Here is a 21,253-nt window from a genome sequence, read left to right as displayed (position 1 = left end):
GGGTGAAGATCGGTACCCCTGTGGACAGCCGCGGCCGTGCCGCCCGCCGCGCCCTGTGGACAACCCCCGAGCGGCCCGCCGGTGTGCTAGTGCCCCCGGTTCAGCAGAGCGCGGCGGCGACCGCCTCGGCGGCGGCAGTGACCTGGGCGCCGACGTCCGCCACGTCGAGCGGGGTCAGCGACACCACCCCGACGCTGCCCTCCAGGCCCGGTACACCGAGCACCGGCGCGGCCACCCCGTACGCACCTGACTGAAGCTCGCCGCTGGTGGTCACCGGCCCCGGATCGCCGGCCCGCCCGGCCAGTACCGCCCGGCCGGCGGCGCCCCGCTCCAGCGGGTGCCGGGTGCCGGTCCGGTACGCCACGTGGAACGACGTCCAGCTCGGCTCGACCACCGCGAGCGCGACCCCCTCGCCGCCCTCGACGACTGTCAGGTGGGCGGTCGCCCCGGTGCCCTCGGCGAGCCGGCGCAGCGCGGGCAGCGCCCCCTCGGCCAGCAGCGGCTGGGCGCGGCGGGCCAGGTGCAGCACGCCCACGCCGATCCGCAGGCGGCCCTCGCCGTCGCGCCGGAGCATCCCGTGGCCGGTCAGCGCGCCGACCAGCCGGTAGACGGCCGCCCGGCCGATGCCCAGCCGGTGCGCCGCCTCGGTGACCGTCAGGCCGCCCGGCGCGTCCGCGACCAGGTGCAGCAGCCGCAGACCCCGGTCCAGGGTCTGTGCCGTCTCTCCCGTGCGCGCCGCCGTGTCCACAGCACGCAGCGTACGACCCGGCTCCGGCCAACCCGGAAATGTGCGGACGGCTACCCTTGTGAGGTGACGCTACGCCTGTATGACACCGCCACCCGATCGGTGCGGGACTTCGTCCCGCGGGAAGCCGGCAAGGTGGGGGTCTACCTGTGTGGTCTCACGCTCCAGGCCCCGCCGCACATCGGCCACCTTCGCTCCGGCGTCAACTACGACGTGCTGCGCCGCTGGCTGCTGAGCAAGGGCTTGGAGGTCACGTTCATCCGCAACCTGACCGACATCGACGACAAGGTCCTGGCCAAGGCGATGGAGCAGGACCGGCCGTTCTGGTCGATCGCGTACGCGAACGAGCAGATCCTCACCGCCTCCTACCTGTCGCTCAACGTGCTTCCGCCCACGTACGAGCCGCGGGCCACCGGGCACATCCCGGAGATGCACGAGCTGATCGCGCGGCTGATCGAGACCGGCCACGCCTACCCGGCCACCGACGGCTCCGGCGACGTCTACTTCGACGTGGCCTCCTGGCCCGCGTACGGCTCACTGTCCGGCCAGTCCCCGGCGGACATGCAGCCCGCCGGCGACGCCCCCGACCGGGGCAAGCGCGACCCGCGTGACTTCGCGCTCTGGAAGGGCGCCAAGCCGGGCGAACCGGCCGACGCCTACTGGCCGTCGCCGTGGGGCCGCGGCCGGCCCGGCTGGCACATCGAGTGCTCGGCCATGTGCTGGCGCTACCTCGGCCCCGAGTTCGACATCCACGGCGGCGGGCTCGACCTGACGTTCCCGCACCACGAGAACGAGATCGCCCAGTCGCAGGCCGCCGACCTGCCGTTCGCCCGCTACTGGGTGCACCACGGCCTGCTCGGCATCGGCGGCACCAAGATGGGCAAGTCGCTCGGCAACACGCTCGACCTCGACTACGTGGCCTCGCTCGGGGTCCGCCCGGTGGAGCTGCGCTACTACTACGTGGCCGCGCACTACCGGTCCCGCATCGACTACTCCGAGGACGCGCTGCGCGAGGCCGCCGTGGCGTACCGGCGGATCGAGGGCTTCGTCCAGCGGGCGACCGAGCGGGTCGGCCCGGGCCGGCCCGGCGACCTGCCGGCCGGTTTCGCGGCCGCGATGGACGACGACCTCAACACGTCGGCGGCGCTGGCGGCGCTGCACGAGGTGGTCCGCGACGGCAACACCGCGCTCACCGCCGGCGACGATGTGACCGTCCGCACGACGCTGGCCGCCACCCGGGCGATGCTGGATATCCTCGGCGTCGACCCCCTGGACCCGGCCTGGACCGGCGGCGGCCGCACGGACGACCTGCGCGGCGTGGTGGACTCCCTGATCGCGCTGGCCCTGGAGCAGCGCGCGCAGGCCCGCAGCCGCAAGGACTGGGCTGCCGCCGACGCCGTACGCGACCAGCTCAAGCAGGCAGGCGTGGTCGTCGAGGACACCCCCCAGGGCCCGCGTTGGACTATTGGAGAGCAGGACTGATGGCCGGCAACTCGCAGCGCCGTGGCCGGCGACTGACGCCGAAGGCGGGCGCCCCCAAGGGCACCGGAGGCAAGAACAAGGACTCGCTCGCCGGGCGGGGTCGCACGCTGCCCGCCGACGAGCGGCCGTGGCACAAGGCGTACTCGGGCACCGAGAAGCTGCCCCAGCGCACCGCCTGGAAGCAGGACAAGGAGCGCCGCGCCGCCGCCGAGGAGGGCCGCTCGCCCAAGATCGGTCAGCCCGGCACCAAGGACACCACCTGGGGCAAGGGCGGTGGCCGAGGCACGCCTACGACGAAGGGCCGGGGCGGCAAGCCGACCGGCGGCCGGTCCGGGCCCCGGGTCGCGCCGGGCCGCAAGGCCAACCCGGCGAAGGACAGCCCGGAGCTGCTGGTCGGGCGCAACCCGGTGCTGGAGTCGCTGCGCACCCAGGTGCCCGCCACCGCGCTCTACACCGCGCAGGGCATCGACGTCGACGACCGGGTCAAGGAGATCATCCGTACCGCCGCCGACCGCGGCATCGCGATCCTGGAGGTCAGCCGCGCCGAGCTGGACCGGATGACCGGTGGCGTGCTGCACCAGGGCGTCGGCCTCCAGGTGCCGCCGTTCGCCTACGAGCCGTTCGACGACCTGGTCGCCGCCGCGCTGGAGCAGGCCGCTCCGCTGCTGGTCGCGCTGGACGGGGTCACCGACCCGCGCAACCTCGGCGCCGTCATCCGGTCGGCCGCCGCGTTCGGCGCGCAGGGTGTCTTCGTACCCGAACGGCGTGCCGCCGGGATCACCGCGACCGCCTGGCGGACCAGCGCCGGCGCGGCCGCGCGCGTGCCCGTCGCCCAGGTCACCAACCTGACCCGGTCGCTCAAGGCATGCAAGGACGCCGGCTTCGTCGTGGTCGGCCTCGACGCCGACGGGCAGACCGACCTGTACGACCTGGAGGCCGCCGTCGGCCCGCTCGTCGTGGTGGTCGGCTCGGAGGGGCGCGGGCTGTCCCGCCTGGTCGGGGAGACCTGCGACCTGACCGTCAGCATCCCGATGGTCTCCGACGTGGAGTCGCTCAACGCCAGCGTCGCCGCTGCGGTCACGCTGGCCGAGGTGGCCCGCCGCCGGTCCGTCGAGGTCTGATCGAGAGCACGAAAAAGGGGCGGTCCGCCGTGGCGGGCCGCCCCTTTTCGCGTACGTACGTCAGATGCGCTGGCCGGTGGTGGCGTGGAAGACGTGGCTGCGGCCGGTACGCGGCTTGACGAACACGGTGTCACCCATGTTCGGCATGCTGCGCCGGTCGGTACGGACCACGAACCGCTCGTTGTGGCCCTCCAGCGCGGCGTGGCCGTAGACGTTGGCGTCGGAGCCGAGGTCCTCGACCAGCTCGACCACGACCGGCATGCCGCCCTCGGACGGGCTGACCATGTCGCAGTCCTCCGGGCGGAAGCCGACGGTGACCTTGCCGTCGCCGCCCTCGGAGCGGGCCGCCTCGACCTGCTCGCGGGTCAGCGGCACGATCATCTCGGCGAACACGCCGCCCTGGTCGGTCAGCTTCACCGTCTTGATGTTCATGGCCGGGGAACCCATGAAGCCGGCGACGAAGACGTTGGCCGGGGTGTCGTAGAGCGCCCGCGGGGTGTCCACCTGCTGGAGCACACCGTCGAGCATGACCGCCACCCGGTGACCCATGGTCATGGCCTCGACCTGGTCGTGGGTGACGTAGACCGTGGTGACGCCGAGCTTCGCCTGCAGCGAGGCGATCTGGGTACGGGTCTGCACACGCAGCTTGGCGTCGAGGTTCGACAGCGGCTCGTCCATGAGGAAGACCTGCGGTTCGCGGACGATCGCGCGGCCCATGGCCACACGCTGGCGCTGACCGCCGGAGAGTGCCTTCGGCTTACGGCTGAGGAACTCCTCCAGCTGGAGCAGCCCGGCCGCCTCCTTGACCCGCCGGTCGATCTCCGACTTCGAGGTCTTGCGCAGCTTGAGCGCGAACGCCATGTTCTCGTACACCGTCATGTGCGGGTAGAGGGCGTAGTTCTGGAAGACCATCGCGATGTCACGGGCCTTCGGGGGGAGGTGCGTGACGTCGCGGTCGTCGATGTAGATCGCGCCGTCGTCGACGTCCTCCAGGCCGGCGAGCATCCGGAGGCTGGTGGACTTGCCGCAGCCGGACGGGCCGACCAGGACGAGGAACTCCCCGTCACCGATCTGGAGGTCGAGCTGGTTGACGGCGGGGCGCTCGGTGCCCGGATAGATCCGGGACGCCTTCGAGTAGGTGACCGTAGCCATGATGGAGCGCTTCCTTTCACCGGCAGGAACGTGCCGGACGATCCGAGTGAAGGAGCGACCGGTGCCCGAGGCACCGGCCACGGGGTCGTCGCTCAGGCAGCCGAGGCCGGCCGGAGTGTCGTCCGCGTCACTGCACGGTAAACGGCTTTCGCGATCGTGCCAAGACGTGGCGCGTCGGATGGGACGGACGGCATACGCATAACGGTCAGGAGGGCACTGGGAGGCATCAATCTCCCCACCCGTGAGCGCGGCCGGGCGATGATCCATCGGCCGCACCGGTCGGGATGCCGACGTTTTCCGTGCTCGGGAGCCCTGCCAGGCGGGATTTCCGGGGCCCAGTCGCTATGCTGAGCCCGACGCACGCGCCCCTGTAGCTCAGCTGGCCAGAGCACTCGCCTTGTAAGCGAGATGTCGCCGGTTCGATCCCGGCCGGGGGCTCCAATATCCACAAGGCGTTCCGGGGCCGACGTCGCCGCGGGACGCACGGTCGCCGTGGCGCGATGATGCAGCTAGTCTGCGAGGGTGCGTCACGATCATGCCGGCTCGGACGCTCTGCCCGAGCTTGTCGGAGTCGAGATCGTCGAGTTGCTGGACTGGTACGACGGACCGCTGGACGGCCTGGCCCTTCATGAGGGTCGGGAGTTCTGGTTCTCGGCCGGACCCGACTGGGCCCCGGGTGAGCCACGGAGGCTCGTCCTGCATGCGATCACCGCTGAGCAGGCGGCTCGGGTGCGTGCAGAGGCCCGGCAGTTCGAGGCATTTGCAGCCGCCGCTCCGGCCGATGGCGACGCCTGGGAGCAGGCGTGGGATGCCCGATCCACCTACAGCGAGGCGCCGGCGTCGGGCTGGTTTCTCGCCTGCCCCCGCCCGTGGGCGACAGTTCGGGCTGGACGATCTTCGAGCGTTACTGGATTCTGCTCGGATGAGCCAAGAGCAAGCGCAGGTCCTGTCCCGTGGTGGCAACTGGGCAGTCGTGCAGCTGGCAGGTCGGGCCTTCCCCGGCCTTCACGTGCAGGGCGATACGTTTGCCGCCCTCTGGACGCAGCTCGCCGAAGCAGCTCGCATGCTCCGTGAGGATCCTGGAGACGGAAAGGCCCTCGACGACCTGGACGACGCCGTCCGAGAGGCAGAGGAGTTCCTCCGCTTCTACGAGGCGGCGCTCGCGGAGCGAGGCATCCAGCGGCCGTACTGACAGGCGGCCGCAGAGGCTGGCCACCTGGCCACGAATGGTCAGTCCCAGTAGTTGAACAGCACCTCCCCGACGGTGGCCGGTGGCGATGAACGGCACGGTGACGTGCCGCAGCACCGTGACGTGGTGCCGGGCGTCGGCGATGCCGGCCGCGTGGAAGCTGGGCGTGACGCCGGCGGGGGTGACGCCGGTGACTGTGGCACCGACGGCGAGGTCGGCGGCCTGATGCCCGACGGCGTGCGCCGCGAGCACGTCATGACCAAGAGCCTCGTGGACGAGCCGTAGGCGGTCGAGGCGCGGACCGCGCAGTAGGCTGACCAGCGATGAGTCGCGCGGTCGAGGAATCCAACCGGGCGATGCTGCGCGCCCGGGACGCGATGGACCGGGCGTACGCGCAGCCGCTGGACATCCCCGCGTTGGCCCGGATCGCGCACGTCTCCGAGGCGCACTTCATCCGTACCTTCCGGGCCACCTTCGGCGAGACACCGCACCGCTACCTGCAACGCCGCCGGGTGGAACGCGCCATGTACCTGCTGGCGCGCACCGACGAACCGGTCACCGAGATCTGCCACCTGGTCGGATTCGGCAGCCTGGGCACGTTCAGCCGGACGTTCCACGGCATCGTCGGCGAGTCGCCGTCGGCCTACCGGCGCCGTAAGGCCACGCCCGCCGACGTCCCGAGCTGTTTCACCAAGGCCTGGATGCGCCCGAGCGCCACCGCGGGACTGCGCACTTTTGGATAAGCAGCAGGTCGGGCCGCTGCTCTAGCGTCGTGGGCATGACGATGACTTCGACTTCCCGCTCCCAGATCTACGTGCTCGACCAGGACGAGGCGCTCGACTTCTACGTGGGCAAGCTCGGCCTGGAGGTCAGCACCGACCAGGACCTCGGGTTCATGCGCTGGCTCACCGTGAACGTGCCGGGTGACCCGGGCCGGGAGATCCTGCTGGAGAAGCCGGGCCCGCCCGCGCTGGACCCGAAGACGGCCGAGCAGGTCCGGGAACTGCTCACCAAGGGTGCTGCCGGCGGTTTCCTGTTCTTCACCACCGACGACGCGCACAAGACGTACGCGGACCTGGTCGCGAAGGGCGTGGAGGTGACCGACGAGCCGACCGACCGGCCGTACGGGATCGACTTCGGGATCCGCGACCCGTTCGGCAACCGGATCCGGATCGGCCAGATGCATCAGGGCCGGTGAACGGCGCGGCGGCCGGCTAGTCTCGCGGTCCCCGACCGTGGAGGTGCCGATGCCCAGCCGCCTGCTCTACCTGGTCCGTCACGGCGAGCAGGACCGCCCCGAGAAGGAGGCGGACACCGGACTGTCGGAGCGGGGCCGGCGGCAGGCGACGCTGCTGGGCGAGCGACTGCGCGGGGCCGGGCTCACCGCCGTACACCATGGGCCGGCCCGCCGGGCCGCGGAGACCGCCGCGCTGGTCGCGGCGTCGCTGCCCGGTGTTCCGGTACGCGAGGACGACCGGGCCGGCGACCACATGCCGCACGACACCGACCCGGCCGGCCTGCCCGAGCGGTACGCGGAGTTCCTGGCCGCGTTCACCGAGCGGGAGCGGCGCGAGGGGCCGCGCGTGACGGCGGAGGCGGTGGCCCGGTTCGCCGCCGCCCCCGCGGAGGGTGACGTCCGCGAGCTGGTCGTCACCCACAACTTCCTGGTCGCCTGGCTGGTGCGGCACGCGCTGGAGGCGCCGGAGCGCCGGTGGATCGGGCTCAACCACCAGAACTGCGGGCTCACGGTGATCCGCTACAGCTCGGGCGGCCCGCCGACGCTCGTCGCGCTCAACGACGTCGCCCACCTGCCGCCCGAGCTGCGGGCCACCGGCCTGCCCGACGACTACCGGTTCTGATCGGCGCTCAGGGGATGAGCTTCACCACGGCGTCGGCCACGGCGCGGGCGGACTGCGGGTTCTGGCCGGTCACCAGGCGCCCGTCGACGACCACGTGCTCGGTGAAGTCAGGTGCCGGCACGTGCTGTGCGCCCGCCTCGGTGAGCTTGTCGGCGAGCAGGAACGGCACCTCGTCGGTGAGGCCGACGGCCGCCTCCTCGCTGTTGGTGAACCCGGCCACCCGCTTCCCGGCGATCAACCGGGAGCCGTCGGTGAGGGTGAGGTTCACCAGTGCCGACGGGCCGTGGCAGACGGCGGCCACCACGCCGCCGCGCTCGTGGACCGAGCGGGCGATCCGGGCCAGGTCGGGGTCGTCGGGGAAGTCCCACATGGTGCCGTGGCCGCCGGCGAAGAGGATCACGTCGTACCGCTCCGGGTCGACGTCGGCGGCCTTCGGGGTGTCGGTGACGCCGGCGGTGGCGAGGAAGTCGTTCTGGGTGGTGTCGTTCTCGTCCCGCCCGTCGACGGGCGGTTCGCCGCCGGCCACCGACGCCAGGTCGACGTCGTACCCGGCGGCGCGGAACACCTCCCACGGCTCGGCGGCCTCGCCGACGTAGTAGCCGGTCGAGCGGCCGGTGCGGCCCAGCTCGGAGTGACTGGTCAGGGCGATGAGTGCGCGAGTCATGCCTTCCATGCTGGCCCGGTCGCCGGTCTGCCGGCCATAGGCCGATGTCACAGCGGCAGGGGGTTTGAGAGCCGGGTCAGCCGGTGGCGCGGGTGAGCAGCTCGACCACCTCGGCGGTGACGGCCGGCGGCCGGGCGGCGGGCCCGCAGTCCACGTACCCGCTCTCGGCCGGGCCGACGGTGAGCCGGTAGGTGAACCCGTCGGCGCAGTTGCCCGGGCCCTTGGTCTCGGTGGCCTCGGTGGCCAGCCGGGGGTCGGTGGCGAGCTGTCGCAGCCGGGCGGCGTCCGCCTCGGCGAGCCGGCCCTCCTGGGAGGCGCCGGTCCGGTCGGTCTTCGTCCAGCGGCCGTCCGGCCGCACGGTGACGGTGTCCTTCACCCCGGCGATGCCGCCCGACTTCACGAGCACGACCTCGGTGGCGGGCAGCGGCGAGGGCCCGTCCGTGAGGACGGGTGGCGCGTCGGCGCTGGCGCAGCCGGCGAGCGGGAGGAGAAGGGCGGCGACGGCCGCCGCGGCGGAGGCAGCTCTCATACCCGATCGGACGCGCGACGGGACCACCCGGTTCCGGCCCACCGGTCCTCCTCATCCGTTCGGTCAATGTCTCCGGCGGGATCTCGCCAGCCTCTTTCACGTTCTTCGATGTATCGCTATATCTACATCAGTGACTACCCCCGTCACAACTTCGCCTTCCAGGAGGGCCCGTGAAAAGATCCGTCGCCGCCGTCAGCGCAGCGCTGCTCACCAGCGGCGTGCTGGCCTGCGTCACCACCTCGGCGCAAGCGGCAGCGCCAACCGCCCCCAGCCCCGAGACCTCGGCCGCAGCCAAGGCCGCGAGCCTGCTGCGCGCCAACCCCGGCGTCGTCCAGGGCGCCGGCGGTGAGGCCTATCAGGCCGTCCGCACCAAGGTCGACCCCTCCGGGGCCGCGCACACCCGGTACAGCCGGACCTATCAGGGTCTCCGCGTGTACGGCGGTGACTTCGTCATCCACACCGCCCCGAACGGCACCCTGACCAGCGCGTCGGTCAGCCTCTCCGCCCCGCTGACCCTGAGCACCACCGCGAAGGTCGGCGCGGACGCGGCCAAGGCCAGCGCCCGCAAGACGTTCTCCGGTTCGCTCACCTCGGTCGGCGCGCCGGAGCTGTTCGTCGACGCCAGCAGCGGCAAGGGCCGGCTCGCCTGGGAGACCGTCGCGACCGGCTGGAAGGCGGACAAGCAGACGCCGTCGAAGCTGCACGTCGTCACCGACGCCACCACCGGCAAGGTGATCGGCTCGTACGACGAGATCGAGACGGTGGCCGGCACCGGCCAGGGCATCTACACCGGCTCGGTCACCATCGACACGACGCTCTCCGGCAGCACGTACCAGATGATCGACCCGGTACGCGGCAACGGCCGTACCTGCGACATGAACAACGGGACCTCCACCTGCACCACGTTCACCGACGCGGACAACGCGTGGGGCAACGGCGCCACCTCGAACCGCCAGTCGGCCGCCGTGGACGCCCACTTCGGCGCCGCCAAGACGTTCGACTACTTCAAGAACGTGCACGGCCGCAACGGCATCTTCGGCAACGGCCAGGGCGTGCCGAGCCGGGTGCACTACGGCAACAACTACGTCAACGCGTTCTGGGACGGCTCCCAGATGACCTACGGCGACGGCTCGGGCAACTCCCGCCCGCTGGTCTCGCTGGACGTGGCCGGTCACGAGATGAGCCACGGCGTCACCGAGGCGCTGGCCGGGCTGGTCTACTCCGGTGAGTCCGGTGGCCTCAACGAGTCCACCAGCGACATCTTCGGCAACATGGTGGAGTTCTACGCCGCCGCGCCGAGCGACCCGGGCGACTACCAGGTCGGTGAGAAGATCAACATCAACGGCAACGGTACGCCGCTGCGCTACATGTACAACCCGTCGCTGGACGGCTCGTCCGACTCCTGCTGGTCCACCAGCACGAAGAACAAGGACGTGCACTACTCCTCCGGCGTGGGCAACCACTTCTTCTTCAACCTCGCCGAGGGCACCGGCGCCACCGCGTACGGCACCTCGCCGGTCTGCGGCTCGGCTCCCGCGGTGACCGGCATCGGCCGCGCCAAGGCGGAGAAGATCTGGTACCGGGCGCTCGACGTGTACTTCACCTCGAACACCTCGTACGTCAACACCAGCAACCCGGCCAACACCGCCCGCGCGTACACCCTGCGGGCCGCGACCGACCTGTACGGCAACTGCTCCACCGAGTACAAGACCGTCCAGGCGGCGTGGACCGCGGTGAACGTGGCCGGCAACGACGCGCCCTGCAGCTCCACCGGCAACGACTTCTCCGTCTCGCTCTCGCCGACCGCCGGGTCGGTCACCGCGGGCGGTTCGGTCTCCGCCACCGTCGCCACCTCCACCACCAGCGGCACCGCGCAGACCGTGACGTTCTCCGCGTCCGGCCTGCCGACCGGCGCGACCGCGTCGTTCAGCCCCGCCTCGGTGACCTCGGGCGGCTCGTCCACGCTCACCGTCTCCACCAGCTCCAGCACCCCGGCCGGCACCTACTCGGTGACGGTCAGCGGCAGCGCGGCGTCCGGCGCGAAGACCGCCACGTACTCGCTGACCGTGAGCAGCGTCGGCGGCGGCTGCACCGGCGCGGGCCAGAAGCTCGGCAACCCGGGCTTCGAGTCCGGCAACACGGTCTGGGCCACGACCTCCGGCGTCATCGGCCAGTACGGCTCGCAGGGCCAGCCGACCCGCACCGGTACGTGGAACGCGTGGCTGAACGGCTACGGCAGCACCCGCACCGACACGCTGTCGCAGTCGGTGAGCCTGCCGAGCGGCTGCTCCGCGTACTCCCTCTCGTTCTGGCTGCACATCGACTCGGCCGAGAGCACCACCAGCGTCCAGTACGACAAGCTGAACGTGCAGGTGCTCAACTCGTCCGGCTCGGTGCTGGCCACGCTGGCGACCTACTCGAACCTGAACAAGGCCAGCGGCTACAGCCAGAAGTCGTTCTCCCTGGCGGCGTACGCCGGGCAGACCGTCACGCTGAAGTTCACCGGCACCGAGGACAGCTCGCTGCAGACCTCGTTCGTGATCGACGACACCGCGCTCAACGTCTCCTGACCTGACCGCCCGACCCCGGGGCCCGGCGGCCACCCCACGCGGGTGGTCTCCGGGCCCCGCCCGTTACGGTCGGACCCATGTCCGACGCGGAACTGACCGTCACCCTGGACGGCCCGGTGGCGACCGTGGTCATCCACAACCCGGCCCGGCGCAACGCCATGACCCCGGCCATGTGGCGGCAGCTCCCGGTGCTGCTCGACGGCCTGGAGGCGGACCCGGCGGTACGGGTGCTGGTGCTCACCGGCGCGGGCGGCACGTTCTGCGCCGGCGCCGACCTGGGCGACCTGGACGAGCTGCTGGCGGCCGGTGACGGCAGCATCGCGGTGGCCGCCGAGGAACGGCTCGCCGCGTTCGGCCGCCCCACAGTCGCCGCGATCGAGGGCGCCTGCGTGGGCGGCGGCTGCCAGCTCGCCGTCGCCTGCGACCTGCGCCTGGCCGCTGCGGACGCCCGGTTCGGCGTACCCCCGGCCCGGCTCGGCCTGGTCTACCCGGCGCCGACCACCCGGCGGCTGGCCGCGCTGGTCGGTCCGTCGGCGGCCAAGCACCTGCTGTTCACCAGCGAGCTGGTCGACGCCGGGCGGGCGCTGCGGATCGGCCTGGTGGACGAGGTGCTGCCGGCCGGTGAGCTGACCGGGCGGGTGGCGGCGCTGACCGCCACCATCGCCGAGCGGTCCCGGCTCACCGTGACCGCCGCCAAGGAGATCGTCGACGGGTGTGCCGACGCCGACCGGCTGGCCTGGTGGCACGCCCAGGTGCGGGACAGCGGCGAGGCCCGCGAGGGGGTTGCGGCGATCAACGAGCGCCGGCCGCCGCGCTTCGGCTGGACCCCGCCCGCCGCGCGCTGACCGCCGTTTGCACGGCATCCCGCGACGGGTACGCTCCGGCCGTCGAACGGGGGCCATCGTGGACGGTGATTCGGAACGTCGGAAGATCAAGCGAGGACGCCGCCGTGTCCGGCTGCTGCTGGTCGGCACGGTGTTGACGTTCGCGCTGGCGTCGCTGCTGGTCGGGCTGATGGCGGACGGTGCGTTCCCGAGTAGCTGGCTGGAACGCGGCGACCCGCCCGACTGGGTGGAGGTGACCGGCCTGGTTCTCGCGGTGCTGGGCCTGGGGCTGGAAATCGTCGCGCTGGTCCGCATGGTCCGCAGCGGTAGCTATCGGGCCGACCGCGAGTCGCGGCTCTGGGCGGTGAGTTTCGGCCGTCGCCGGGAACTGGCCCGGGCCGTCCGGCGCGGCGTGGTGGACTCCCCGGACGACCTGCCCTGGCTGCGGACGGTCGCGGCGCAGATGATCCGGCAACGGAGGTTCGTCCCGATGATCGGGGGCCTGCTGACGATGAACCTCGGCCAGTTGCTGCTCAGCCTCACCCCGATGTGGTTCGTCCTGTTCGGCGTCATCGGCGTGATGTTCGCGTTCGCCTGCTGGCAGATTCTCCGGGATGCGTACCGGGCCGAGGCGTTCCTGCGGGAGCACCCCGGCGATCCGGCGGTCAGCGTGTCGACCGGCTCCCGCTGACCTGGGTCAGCAGCTCGTCCACCGACCACTGGTCGGAGGCGTGTTCGCCGTGTTTCGCGGCGAGCACCCGCCCGTCCGGCGCGATCAGGAAGTCGGCCGGCAGCCCGAGCCGGCCGCCGTGCGGCGTGCGGGACGGCAGCCGTTCGCGGCCGCGCAGGACGTGCCAGGTGCCGGTCGCCACGGCACGCAGGATCGGCAGCCAGGCGCGCGGGTCGAGCAGCGACCGCCGCGCCGACTCCACCCCGAACTCCCGGTAGAGCCGCCGGTCCGGATCGGCCACCACGGCGAACGGCAGGTCGGCGACGTGCTCGCGCAGTTCGTCGGCGGGGGAGTGGAAGAGGACCACTTCGCGTACGCCGGCTGCCTCGATCTCGGCGTGCCGGCGGACGACCGAGCGCAGGTGGAGGTTGCAGACCGGGCAGCCGGCGAAGCGACGAAACTGCAGGTGGACCAGGCGGTCCGGGTCCGGCAGGGCGACCTGGGCGCCGGTCACGCTGGTCAGGTGGTGGGGGTTGACGACGTCCATGCGCGCTCCCGTTGTAGGCGTACTACGTACTCCTACAACGGTAGGCGTATCTTGTACGCTGTCAAGGCCATGCCTCGTCCCCGTTCCCTGACCCCGGCCCGGCTCGCCGACGCGGCGCTCGCGGTGCTCGACCGGGACGGCCTCGCCGGCCTCACCATGCGCGCGGTCGGCGCGCAGCTCGGCACCAGCACGATGGGCCTCTACCGCTACGTCGCCGACCGCGACGAACTGGAGGCGCTCGTCGTCGAGCGGGTCCTCGACCGGGTGGACACCCGGCCGCCGCTCGACGTCCCGTGGCCGGACGGCGTCCGGGAGCTGGCCGGCCGGGTACGCCACGCGGTCGGCGCCCATCCGGCCGTCGTCCCGTTGCTGCCCGCGCACCGGCACCGCTCACCGGCGATCCTGCGCTGGGGAGAGGCGGTGCTCGCGGTGCTGACCCGGGCCGGCTTCACCGGAACCGGGCGGGTGGTCGCGTTCCGCGCCCTGCTCGGCTACGTGGTCGGCGCGATCCAGATGGAACACCTCGGCGCGCTGGCCGGCCCCGGCACGGCTGCCATCGCGGCGCTGCCCCGCGACGAGTTCCCCCTGCTCGCCGAGACCGCGCGCGACGCCGGCGCGGTCGGACCGGAGGACGAGTTCGGCGGCGGGCTGGACCTCCTGCTCGACGGGCTGGCCCGGCGTCTCGACACCTAGGGCATGGTGGGACCGGCGGGCGCGGCGCCGGGAAGTACCCCCGGCACCGCCCCCTGTGCCCGCCGGTCGTCCGTCACCGCGCCAGCGCGGCCCAGCTCGGCGTCACCGGTTCCCGCCGCAGCGGCATGCCCGCCTCGGCCGGGGTCCGGTCGCCCTTGCGCTGGTTGCACGCGTAGCAGGCGGCGGTGGTGTTCCCCCAGGTGTTCCGGCCACCGCGCGAGCGGGGCAGGATGTGGTCGATCGTGCTCGCCGCGCCGTCGCAGTAGGCGCACCGCCGCCGGTCGCGCGCCAGCACCCCGGCCCGGGACCAGGCCGGGCCGGCGCTGAACCGCCAGCGGGTCACCACGTACCGGACGAGGCGGACCACCCGCGGCAGCGGGAAGACGCCGATCACCCGATCGGGCTCGGCCTCGTGGATCTCGGCGACCCGGCGGCAGAGCATCCGTATCGCGTGCTTGACGGTGACCCGGTGCAGCGGGCCGAGGTCGGCGTTGACGACGAGGACGGCGTCCACCGGGCTCTCCCTTCACGATCGGCGGTACGGCGACGAAAAAGCCGCCCGGTCCACGGGACCGGGCGGCGACGACGGGGACGCGCGGCGCGCGTCAGTCGTGCCCTCCGGGCCAGGGACCGTGTTCCCGGCAGCCGTCGCCGAGCAGCCACGACGTCATCGTGGTGGCGGATCGCAGCGACATGGACGGCTCCCGGAGCGGTGGTTGACCTTGCGCGCTCACGGTAGATCGATTCGGGAATCATGGGCAACGTATTTCGATCCGTCGTCGGCGGGCCGCCGCCGCTGCCGTCCGGCCCGGCCCGCGCGCCGCGCGGCGGCGAGCGGGCGGTCGATCCGGGCGGTCATCTGCACCACCAGCTCGCTGTCCAGCAGCGGGCGGTTCACCTCGGCCGCCACCGACAGCGTGGGCGTGGAGATCGACCGCCAGATCGCGGTGAGCCCGGCGCCGAGGCCGACGAGCGCCACCGCCGCCCGGGTGGTGGGGGAGCCGGCCGCGGCGGCTGCGCTGACCCCCACGACCGCGAGCAGCACCACCAGCAGTGGTGCCAGCACCGGCCAGAAGATGCCGCGGGCCGCCTGGGCCACCAGCTTCCGGTCCCGGATGACGACGTTGCGGGCGATCACCGCCCAGTTCTCCTCGTCCAGCAGGTCGCGCGGGTGCAGGCCGCCGGTGAGCACGTCCTGCCACAGGTCGCCCTGGTTGCGCAGCTCGCGGGCCAGCTCGGCGAGCCCGGCCTCGCCCGGATCGCCCACGGTGGCCCGGCCGACCGCCGTGGCCCAGGCGGCGAGCGAGCGGCGCACCACGGCGGCCGAGTACGGCGGCAGCACGCTCGCCAGCTCGTCGAGCCACCTGCTGATCTGGAGGTGCCGGCCGCCGAAGCGCGCGGCGAGCTGGTCGGCGTCGCCGCGCCGGACGGTGTCGGCGAGCGAGCGCCCGAGCCGGTACGCCACGCCGACCCGGTGGTTCGTCGCCATGGTCCAGCGCAGCACGTCGATGTTGAGGTCGTCGAGCGCCCGCAGCAGGGGTTCCCGGTCGGCCCCGGTGGCGCCCCGGGCGGCGGCGGTGGACGGCACGGTACGGCCGGCCGGGGGCAGCGGCGCGATCTGGGCCAGCGCGACGTCCACGCCGTCGAGATACATGCCGAGCCGGTGCCGCCCGGCCAGCTCGGTCAGGTTCGACAGCTTCGGCGGCGCCGGCGCCGGCCGGTGCCCGTCCCCGGTCAGGTCGGCGGTCTGCGCGTGGTGGTAGGCGTCCGCCATGGACCAGCCGAGTCGCAGCGCGGTGACCACCGCGGTCCGTTCGTCCCGTGGCGTTCCGTGCTCCTCGTCGCGCCGATCCCGCGTCGCGGTGCTCACCGCCCGACCTCCCGTGTCACCGGATCAGTCGAGCGTAGAGGCGTTTTTGGGCGCTTATGACCGTTTCGGTGCGGCCCGCCCGGCCAGCAGCCCGCGCGGCCGGATCGAGCGGACCGGCTCGGCCGCCGCCCCCTCGGCACGCAGGATGTGGTTCGCGGCGATGATCCCGGTGGCCGCCGACCGTTCCATCAGCGCGCTCGGGAACTCGGTGCGGATGCCGTCACCGGCCAGGTAGAGGCCGGGCGCGTCGGTCTCCACCCCGGGACGCCAGGCGTGGCTGCCGGGCGTGAACGCGGGCGCCTGCGCCTCGACCCGGGCGCGCAGCTCGCGTACCCGCAGGCCGGCCACCTCCGGCCAGAGCGCGGTCAGCTCCCGCAGCATCCGGTCGGCCAGCTCGTCGGCCGGCACGTCCGGCTCGCAGGCGTATGCGTGCAGCTCCACCACCGAGCCGCCGGTCCGCCCGGCCCAGCGGCGGGGTTCGTCCTCCAGCCGGTGGTAGAGCGTCACCGAGTCCAGCGTGGGCTGCCGGGAGACGCCGCTGAACACCGCGCGGTCGGCCCGGACGTCACCGTCCATCCAGTAGCGCGCCACCGCGTACGGCGGACCGGGCCGGCCGAACGCGGGCATCCGCGCCACCAGCTCGGGCGCCGCCCCGGCCAGGCCGGGGGAGGCGTCGACGAGCGCTGCGAGCGCGGGCGGGTCCACCGCGAGCACCACGTGCGGCGCCTCCCAGGCGTCGCCGTCGGCGCCGGTGACCCGCCAGCCGTCCGGGGTACGGTCCAGTCGGGCGGCCGCCGTGCCGGTCAGCACCCGGCCGCCGTGCTTCTCCACGTGCCGGGTCAGCGGCTCCCAGATCGCCGTGCTGTAGTCCCGGTCCGGGCAGTCGAAGGCCAGCCCTTCCGGGTTGCCGAGCAGGTAGAAGTGGAACTGCGCGATCATCTCGGCGGCCGACATCTCCGCCTCGTGGTTGAAGAACGAGTGCGAGAAGACCTCGAACAGCATGGCCCGCGCCCGGTCCGGCAGCCGCAGCGAGGCGAGCAGCTCGTCGGCGGTCCGCCCGTCGAACTCCTCGTAGGTGCGTACCGGGTCGTAGGTGAGCAGCGGCAGCGCGGCGTCCCGGTCCATCGCGCGCAGGTCCGCCAGGCGCAGGCTGGGACTGCGCAGCAGCAGCGCCAGCAGGTTGGCCGGCGGCGCGGGTGGCAGCTTGCCGAACTCCTCCGTCGGCCACTGCGCGGACAGGATCGGGTAGCCCGGGATCGGCTTGAGGAAACCCAGCGCCGGGTCGACCCGGCGCAGGATCGACCGCCAGTTCCAGTACTGCCGGAAGAACGCGTGGAAGCCGTGCTCGTTGCGCTGGACGCCGTCGGGCAACTCCTCCGGCCAGGCGCCGAGCCGTCCGCCGAGGTGCGGCGCCGCTTCCAGCACCGTCACCGCCACGCCGCGCTCGGCCAGCACCACAGCCGCCGACATGCCGGCGATGCCACCGCCGACCACGAGTGCCGGGACCGGTCGCGGCACGCGGTCGGCGCCCCCGCCGCCCGGGTCCACCACGTGCTCGCGTACGCCGATCAGGCGGCCAACCACTTGCGACAGACCCACGGGGCATCCTCCAGTCGGCGGTGCTCACAGTCTGCCGGTTCGACGGGCGACCCGCTGGGTACGCGTCTTCCGGGCGCTCACAGCAGGCAGCGGCGCGGGCGGTCCGACGGCGGCCAGACGTACTCCAGGTCGGGGGAGACGTCGCCGAACAGCGGCGCATAGTGGACCGGGTCCTTGCGCAGCAGCGACGACCGGTGGCTGCGGTGCAGGTCGTCGCGGCCCAGCCAGGGCGGCAGCTCACCGGCCGAGGCCAGCTCGTCCTGGGTGCGGATCACCGAGATGCCGCAGGCAGTCGCGAGATCGGTGGCGAGCGTGCCGGCGCAGGTGTCGGCCCGGCCCGGCTCGCACCACACCGCGCACATGTCCAGCCCGTACCGGGTCAGCGCCTCCTCGTACCCGGCCCACATCTTCACCGCGGGGTGGTTGCGCCAGCCGTAGTCCGGCCGGGTCAGCCCGCGCAGCGCCTGGATCGCCTCCACACGCTGCTTGCCCAGCCGCTTCTGGTCCAGCGTGCGCGCGCTGACCAGGAAGTCCGGATACGGCAGGAACGTCTGCATGCCGGTGCTCTACCCGTACCCGGCCCCGCCATGCGTTCATGATCGCCGGGGCTGCGCAGATCGCGAGCGGCTGACTACGATCCGGACATGGCCGAGCCACTGCGCGACCGCGCGCGCCGCGCGACCGGCTGGCGGCTCCGGATGAACGGTGACGAACGCCCCCACTACGTGGTCTGCGGCTCCGACCCGCTCGCCTACTGGGTGGTCCGGTCGCTGCTCGCCACCGACAGCGCCGACGGCCAGGTGCGGGTCACGCTCGTGGTGCCGGGCCGCCGCCGGTCCGAGGGCCCCGACGGGCGGGACGTGCCGGGGGTACGGGTGGTCACGGCGGAGCGCCTCGACGAGGCCGCGTTCCGCCGGGCCGGGCTGGCCGGCGCGGCCGGGCTGGCGCTGCTGCACCAGGACGACGTGGGCAACATGCACGCCGCGCTCTGCGCCCAGGAGGTCGAGTCGCGGCTGCGCCTCGTGGTGCGGATGTTCAACACCAACCTGGCGGACGGGCTGCGGCAGCTCTTCCCCGACTCGGCGGTGCTCTCCGACGCCTCGATCGCCGCACCCGCCTTCGTCGCCGCCGCGCTGGGCGAGGTGGCGCCGACCCACTTCCGGCACGCCGGGCGCACGCTCTACGTGGCCCGCCGCGACGACGTACGCCCGCAGGACGTGGTCTGCGGCCTGGCCGTCACCACGGATCCGGACCTGGTCCGGGTGCTGCCCGCGGACGAGACGGCGGCCGACGTGGTGCTGGCCGAGGCGACCGGGCGGCCGGCGGGCACCGAGGTCGCCGCGCGGCGGCTGGTACGGGCGCGGCGGCGCCGGCAGCCGGCCGCCGTTCTGCTGCGCGCGGTCCGGCACTTCGCCACCCGCAAGATCGGCATCGCGGTGCTGGTGCTGCTCGCGGTGATCGCGGCGCTGGGCTGGCTCAACGCCCGGGCCGCCGACGTCAGCTGGAGCGAGGCGGTCTACCTGACCCTGGTCACCACGCTCACCGGCCAGGACCCGGACGTCAACAAGCCGGTCGCCGCCCAGGTGATGCAGGTGGTGCTCAACCTGGCCGGGCTGGCGCTGATCCCGCTGATCACGGCCGCGGTGGTCGACGGCATCGTCAACGCCCGGCTGGCGCTGCACGCCGGCCGGGTGCAGCCGGACCGCTCCGGGCACGTGGTGATGATCGGGCTGGGCAACATCGGCACCCGGGTGATGGCGCAGTTGCACGACTTCGGCGTCGAGGTGGTGGCGATCGACAAGAACCCGGACGCGCGTGGCGCCGCGCTGGCGCACCGGCTGGGGGTGCCGTTGATCGTGGGCGACGCCGGCCGGGAGGAGACGCTCCGGTCCGCCTCGGTGGACACCTGCCAGGCGCTCGTGGTGGTCTCCACCGACGACGGGACGAACCTGCGGGCCGCGCTGATCGCCCGGTCCCTCGACCCGGATCTGCGAGTGGTGCTGCGGTTGTTCGACGGCGACTTCGCCGAGCGGATCCAGCAGGCGTTCGGCATCGGCATCTCGCGCAGCGTGTCCTATCTGGCCGCGCCGGCGTTCGCGGCGGCGCTGCTCGATCGCGCGGTGGTCGCCACCATCCCGGTCGACCGGCACGCGCTGCTGGTCACCGAGGTGCCGGTGGTGGCCGGTTCGCCGCTGGACGGGAGTCCGCTGAGCGCGGTGGCCCGGCCCGGCGAGGTACGCCTGCTCGCGTACACCCGCCCGAACCAGAAGGCCGACTGGTCGGCCGACCCGCGCATGGTGATCCAGGCCGGTGACCGGCTGACGGTGGTGGCCCGGCGGGCCGGGCTGACCGCGCTGCTCCGGGAGACCACGCCCGCGCCGCCGCCGGCGCCCACCGGCCCGCCCGCCGCGCGCCGCCCGCAGGAGTGACCGGGCCGGCGCGGCCGCTCAGCTCGGGCGACGGAGGCGGCGGACGGCGTACCCGAGCGCGCCGAGGGCGAGCACGCCGAACCCGGCGAGCACGCTCGGCAGCGGCAGGTTGACCGCCAGCACCAGGCAGCCGACCAGCCCCAGCGCGGCCAGGAGTCGTACCGGGGCACGCCGGACCGGGTCCGGGCCGAGCGTCAGCGCCGACGCGTTGGTGATCGCGTAGTAGACCAGCACCGTGCAGCTGGAGAAGCCGATCGCGCCCCGGATGTCGCCGACAGTCACCACGGCGATCACCACGACGGCCACCGCCAGCTCGGCGCGGTGCGGCACCCGGTGGCGCGGGTGGACCGCCGCCAGCGCGCCCGGCAGGTCCCGGCGGCGGGCCATCGCCAGCGTGGTCCGGCCGACGCCCGCCAGCAGCGACAGCAGCACCCCGGTCACCGCCACGGCCGCTCCGGCCCGGACCAGCCAGGCCAGCCCCGGGTGCCCGGCGGCGGTCACCACCTCGACCAGCGGCGCGTTCTTCGACGCCAGCCGGTCGGCGCCGAGCACGCCGAGCGCGACCACTGCCAGCGTCACGTAGATCGCCAGCACCGCGCCGAGCGCCAGCGGCATCGCCCGGGGAATGGTGCGCTCCGGGTCGCGTACCTCCTCGCCCAGCGTGGCGATCCGCGCGTACCCGGCGAAGGCGAAGAACAGCAGGCCGGCGGCGGTCAGCACGCCGCCCGCCCCGATCCCGGCCGGTGCGGTGAGCCGGTCGGCGGCCACCTGCGGCGCGCCGGTCACCGCGACCACGGCGAGCACCGTCAGCACCACCGCGACGAGGACCCGGGTGGCGGTGGCGGTCTTGCCGATCCCGCGCAGGTTCACCGCCGTCACCGCCACCACCGCGAGGACCGCGACGAGCCGCGCCCGCCCCGGCCACAGGTACGCCCCGACGGTCAGCGCCATGGCCGCGCAGCTCGCGGTCTTGCCGACCACGAACCCCCAGCCGGCGAGGAAACCGGCGAACGGGTGCAGGCGTTCCCGCCCGTAGACGTAGGTGCCGCCGGACTCGGGGTAGCGGGCGGCGAGCCGGGCCGAGCTGGTGGCGTTGCAGTAGGCGATGAAGCCGGCGACCGCCAGCGCGACGAGCAGGCCGGTGCCGCCGGCCGCAGCCGCGGCCGGGGCGAAGACCACGAAGACGCCCGCGCCGAGCATCGAGCCGAGACCGATGACGACCGCGTCGGGTACGCCGAGCCGCCGCGCCAGCTGTTCCACACCGGCAGCCTAGGGCGCTCAGGTGAACGGCGGGTGCGCCGGTCGAGCGC

The 21,253-nt window shown here is 73.3% G+C and carries 22 protein-coding genes and 1 tRNA gene; 13 read left to right on the top strand and 10 right to left on the bottom strand.

All coding sequences use genetic code 11. The features are described 5' to 3' along the window. Nucleotides 1–100: 100 nt before the first annotated feature. On the bottom strand, nt 101–748 hold the full coding sequence (locus tag GA0070562_RS22455; RefSeq protein WP_091425597.1) for an IclR family transcriptional regulator: 648 nt from the start codon (nt 746–748) through the stop codon (nt 101–103). Between the two features lie 63 nt (nt 749–811). Here GA0070562_RS22455 and cysS point away from each other — a divergent pair, with 63 nt between their 5' ends. After that, nucleotides 812–2,227, top strand: a complete 1,416-nt coding sequence (gene cysS, locus GA0070562_RS22450) for a cysteine--tRNA ligase (RefSeq protein WP_091425595.1) — start codon at nt 812–814, stop codon at nt 2,225–2,227. Continuing rightward, a complete protein-coding gene (gene rlmB / locus GA0070562_RS22445; protein ID WP_091425593.1) occupies nt 2,227–3,348 on the top strand; it encodes a 23S rRNA (guanosine(2251)-2'-O)-methyltransferase RlmB in 1,122 nt (373 codons plus the stop codon). The genes cysS and rlmB overlap by 1 nt, the downstream gene beginning before the upstream one ends. Before the next feature lie 60 nt (nt 3,349–3,408). Here the strand turns inward: rlmB and GA0070562_RS22440 are convergent, their stop codons facing one another. Then, a complete protein-coding gene (locus tag GA0070562_RS22440; RefSeq protein ID WP_091425590.1) occupies nt 3,409–4,500 on the bottom strand; it encodes an ABC transporter ATP-binding protein in 1,092 nt (363 codons plus the stop codon). 364 nt (nt 4,501–4,864) lie between these two features. Between GA0070562_RS22440 and GA0070562_RS22435 the strand changes: the two genes are divergently transcribed. The 6 genes from GA0070562_RS22435 to GA0070562_RS22410 all read left to right on the top strand — a co-directional run bounded on the left by GA0070562_RS22435 (nt 4,865) and on the right by GA0070562_RS22410 (nt 7,548). Next, a tRNA-Thr gene (locus tag GA0070562_RS22435) sits at nt 4,865–4,941 on the top strand. Nucleotides 4,942–5,035: 94 nt separating this feature from the next. Further along, nucleotides 5,036–5,692, top strand: coding sequence for a DUF6959 family protein (locus GA0070562_RS31080; RefSeq protein WP_419780429.1), 657 nt, complete (start codon nt 5,036–5,038; stop codon nt 5,690–5,692). A 51-nt stretch (nt 5,693–5,743) separates the two neighbouring features. After that, on the top strand, nt 5,744–5,974 hold the full coding sequence (locus tag GA0070562_RS31075) for a hypothetical protein (RefSeq protein ID WP_091425584.1): 231 nt from the start codon (nt 5,744–5,746) through the stop codon (nt 5,972–5,974). A gap of 38 nt (nt 5,975–6,012) precedes the next feature. Then, nucleotides 6,013–6,432 carry a helix-turn-helix domain-containing protein gene (locus tag GA0070562_RS22420; protein WP_091425581.1) on the top strand — a complete coding sequence of 140 codons (420 nt, stop codon included), beginning with the start codon at nt 6,013–6,015 and terminating at the stop codon, nt 6,430–6,432. Nucleotides 6,433–6,467: 35 nt separating this feature from the next. After that, nucleotides 6,468–6,887, top strand: coding sequence for a VOC family protein (locus GA0070562_RS22415; RefSeq protein WP_030502816.1), 420 nt, complete (start codon nt 6,468–6,470; stop codon nt 6,885–6,887). A 49-nt stretch (nt 6,888–6,936) separates the two neighbouring features. Then, the gene (locus GA0070562_RS22410) at nt 6,937–7,548 is read left to right on the top strand and encodes a histidine phosphatase family protein (RefSeq protein WP_091426029.1); all 612 of its coding nucleotides are present in this window, start codon (nt 6,937–6,939) and stop codon (nt 7,546–7,548) included. A 7-nt stretch (nt 7,549–7,555) separates the two neighbouring features. Here GA0070562_RS22410 and GA0070562_RS22405 read toward each other — a convergent pair whose 3' ends face one another. Both GA0070562_RS22405 and GA0070562_RS22400 read right to left on the bottom strand, forming a co-directional pair. Continuing rightward, entirely contained in the window at nt 7,556–8,212 is a 657-nt protein-coding gene (locus tag GA0070562_RS22405; RefSeq protein ID WP_225853152.1) for a type 1 glutamine amidotransferase domain-containing protein, read from the bottom strand. Nucleotides 8,213–8,288: 76 nt separating this feature from the next. Beyond that, entirely contained in the window at nt 8,289–8,741 is a 453-nt protein-coding gene (locus tag GA0070562_RS22400) for a protealysin inhibitor emfourin (protein WP_091425579.1), read from the bottom strand. 170 nt (nt 8,742–8,911) lie between these two features. Between GA0070562_RS22400 and GA0070562_RS22395 the strand changes: the two genes are divergently transcribed. From GA0070562_RS22395 to GA0070562_RS22385, 3 genes are all read left to right on the top strand, one after another. Next, a complete protein-coding gene (locus GA0070562_RS22395) occupies nt 8,912–11,311 on the top strand; it encodes a M4 family metallopeptidase (RefSeq protein WP_091425576.1) in 2,400 nt (799 codons plus the stop codon). Nucleotides 11,312–11,388: 77 nt separating this feature from the next. Continuing rightward, nucleotides 11,389–12,156: an enoyl-CoA hydratase/isomerase family protein gene (locus GA0070562_RS22390; protein ID WP_091425572.1), complete on the top strand. Its 768-nt coding sequence runs from the start codon at nt 11,389–11,391 to the stop codon at nt 12,154–12,156. Between the two features lie 58 nt (nt 12,157–12,214). Continuing rightward, a complete protein-coding gene (locus GA0070562_RS22385; RefSeq protein ID WP_091425570.1) occupies nt 12,215–12,826 on the top strand; it encodes a hypothetical protein in 612 nt (203 codons plus the stop codon). On the opposite strand, the gene GA0070562_RS22380 is transcribed toward GA0070562_RS22385, so the two are convergent. Next, the gene (locus GA0070562_RS22380) at nt 12,801–13,352 is read right to left on the bottom strand and encodes a peroxiredoxin-like family protein (protein ID WP_091425567.1); all 552 of its coding nucleotides are present in this window, start codon (nt 13,350–13,352) and stop codon (nt 12,801–12,803) included. The genes GA0070562_RS22385 and GA0070562_RS22380 overlap by 26 nt on opposite strands. Before the next feature lie 69 nt (nt 13,353–13,421). Here GA0070562_RS22380 and GA0070562_RS22375 point away from each other — a divergent pair, with 69 nt between their 5' ends. Further along, complete coding sequence (locus GA0070562_RS22375) at nt 13,422–14,045, top strand: TetR/AcrR family transcriptional regulator (RefSeq protein WP_175438830.1); 624 nt, start codon at nt 13,422–13,424, stop codon at nt 14,043–14,045. Between the two features lie 73 nt (nt 14,046–14,118). On the opposite strand, the gene GA0070562_RS22370 is transcribed toward GA0070562_RS22375, so the two are convergent. The 4 genes from GA0070562_RS22370 to GA0070562_RS22355 all read right to left on the bottom strand — a co-directional run bounded on the left by GA0070562_RS22370 (nt 14,119) and on the right by GA0070562_RS22355 (nt 18,071). Continuing rightward, a complete protein-coding gene (locus GA0070562_RS22370) occupies nt 14,119–14,559 on the bottom strand; it encodes an HNH endonuclease (RefSeq protein WP_091425560.1) in 441 nt (146 codons plus the stop codon). Between the two features lie 216 nt (nt 14,560–14,775). Beyond that, the gene (locus GA0070562_RS22365) at nt 14,776–15,915 is read right to left on the bottom strand and encodes a hypothetical protein (protein WP_091425558.1); all 1,140 of its coding nucleotides are present in this window, start codon (nt 15,913–15,915) and stop codon (nt 14,776–14,778) included. A 54-nt stretch (nt 15,916–15,969) separates the two neighbouring features. Next, a complete protein-coding gene (locus GA0070562_RS22360; protein WP_091425557.1) occupies nt 15,970–17,514 on the bottom strand; it encodes an FAD-dependent oxidoreductase in 1,545 nt (514 codons plus the stop codon). Nucleotides 17,515–17,591: 77 nt separating this feature from the next. Beyond that, on the bottom strand, nt 17,592–18,071 hold the full coding sequence (locus tag GA0070562_RS22355) for an MSMEG_6728 family protein (protein ID WP_091425554.1): 480 nt from the start codon (nt 18,069–18,071) through the stop codon (nt 17,592–17,594). Between the two features lie 87 nt (nt 18,072–18,158). Between GA0070562_RS22355 and GA0070562_RS22350 the strand changes: the two genes are divergently transcribed. Beyond that, nucleotides 18,159–19,943, top strand: coding sequence for a potassium channel family protein (locus GA0070562_RS22350; RefSeq protein ID WP_393353242.1), 1,785 nt, complete (start codon nt 18,159–18,161; stop codon nt 19,941–19,943). Between the two features lie 18 nt (nt 19,944–19,961). On the opposite strand, the gene GA0070562_RS22345 is transcribed toward GA0070562_RS22350, so the two are convergent. After that, entirely contained in the window at nt 19,962–21,203 is a 1,242-nt protein-coding gene (locus tag GA0070562_RS22345; RefSeq protein ID WP_091425552.1) for an APC family permease, read from the bottom strand. Nucleotides 21,204–21,253 lie beyond the last annotated feature (50 nt).

Source organism: Micromonospora tulbaghiae (genome assembly GCF_900091605.1).
Classification (GTDB): domain Bacteria; phylum Actinomycetota; class Actinomycetes; order Mycobacteriales; family Micromonosporaceae; genus Micromonospora; species Micromonospora tulbaghiae.
Note: the sequence above shows the minus strand (reverse complement) of the source record. Positions and strands in the feature narration are given on the sequence as shown.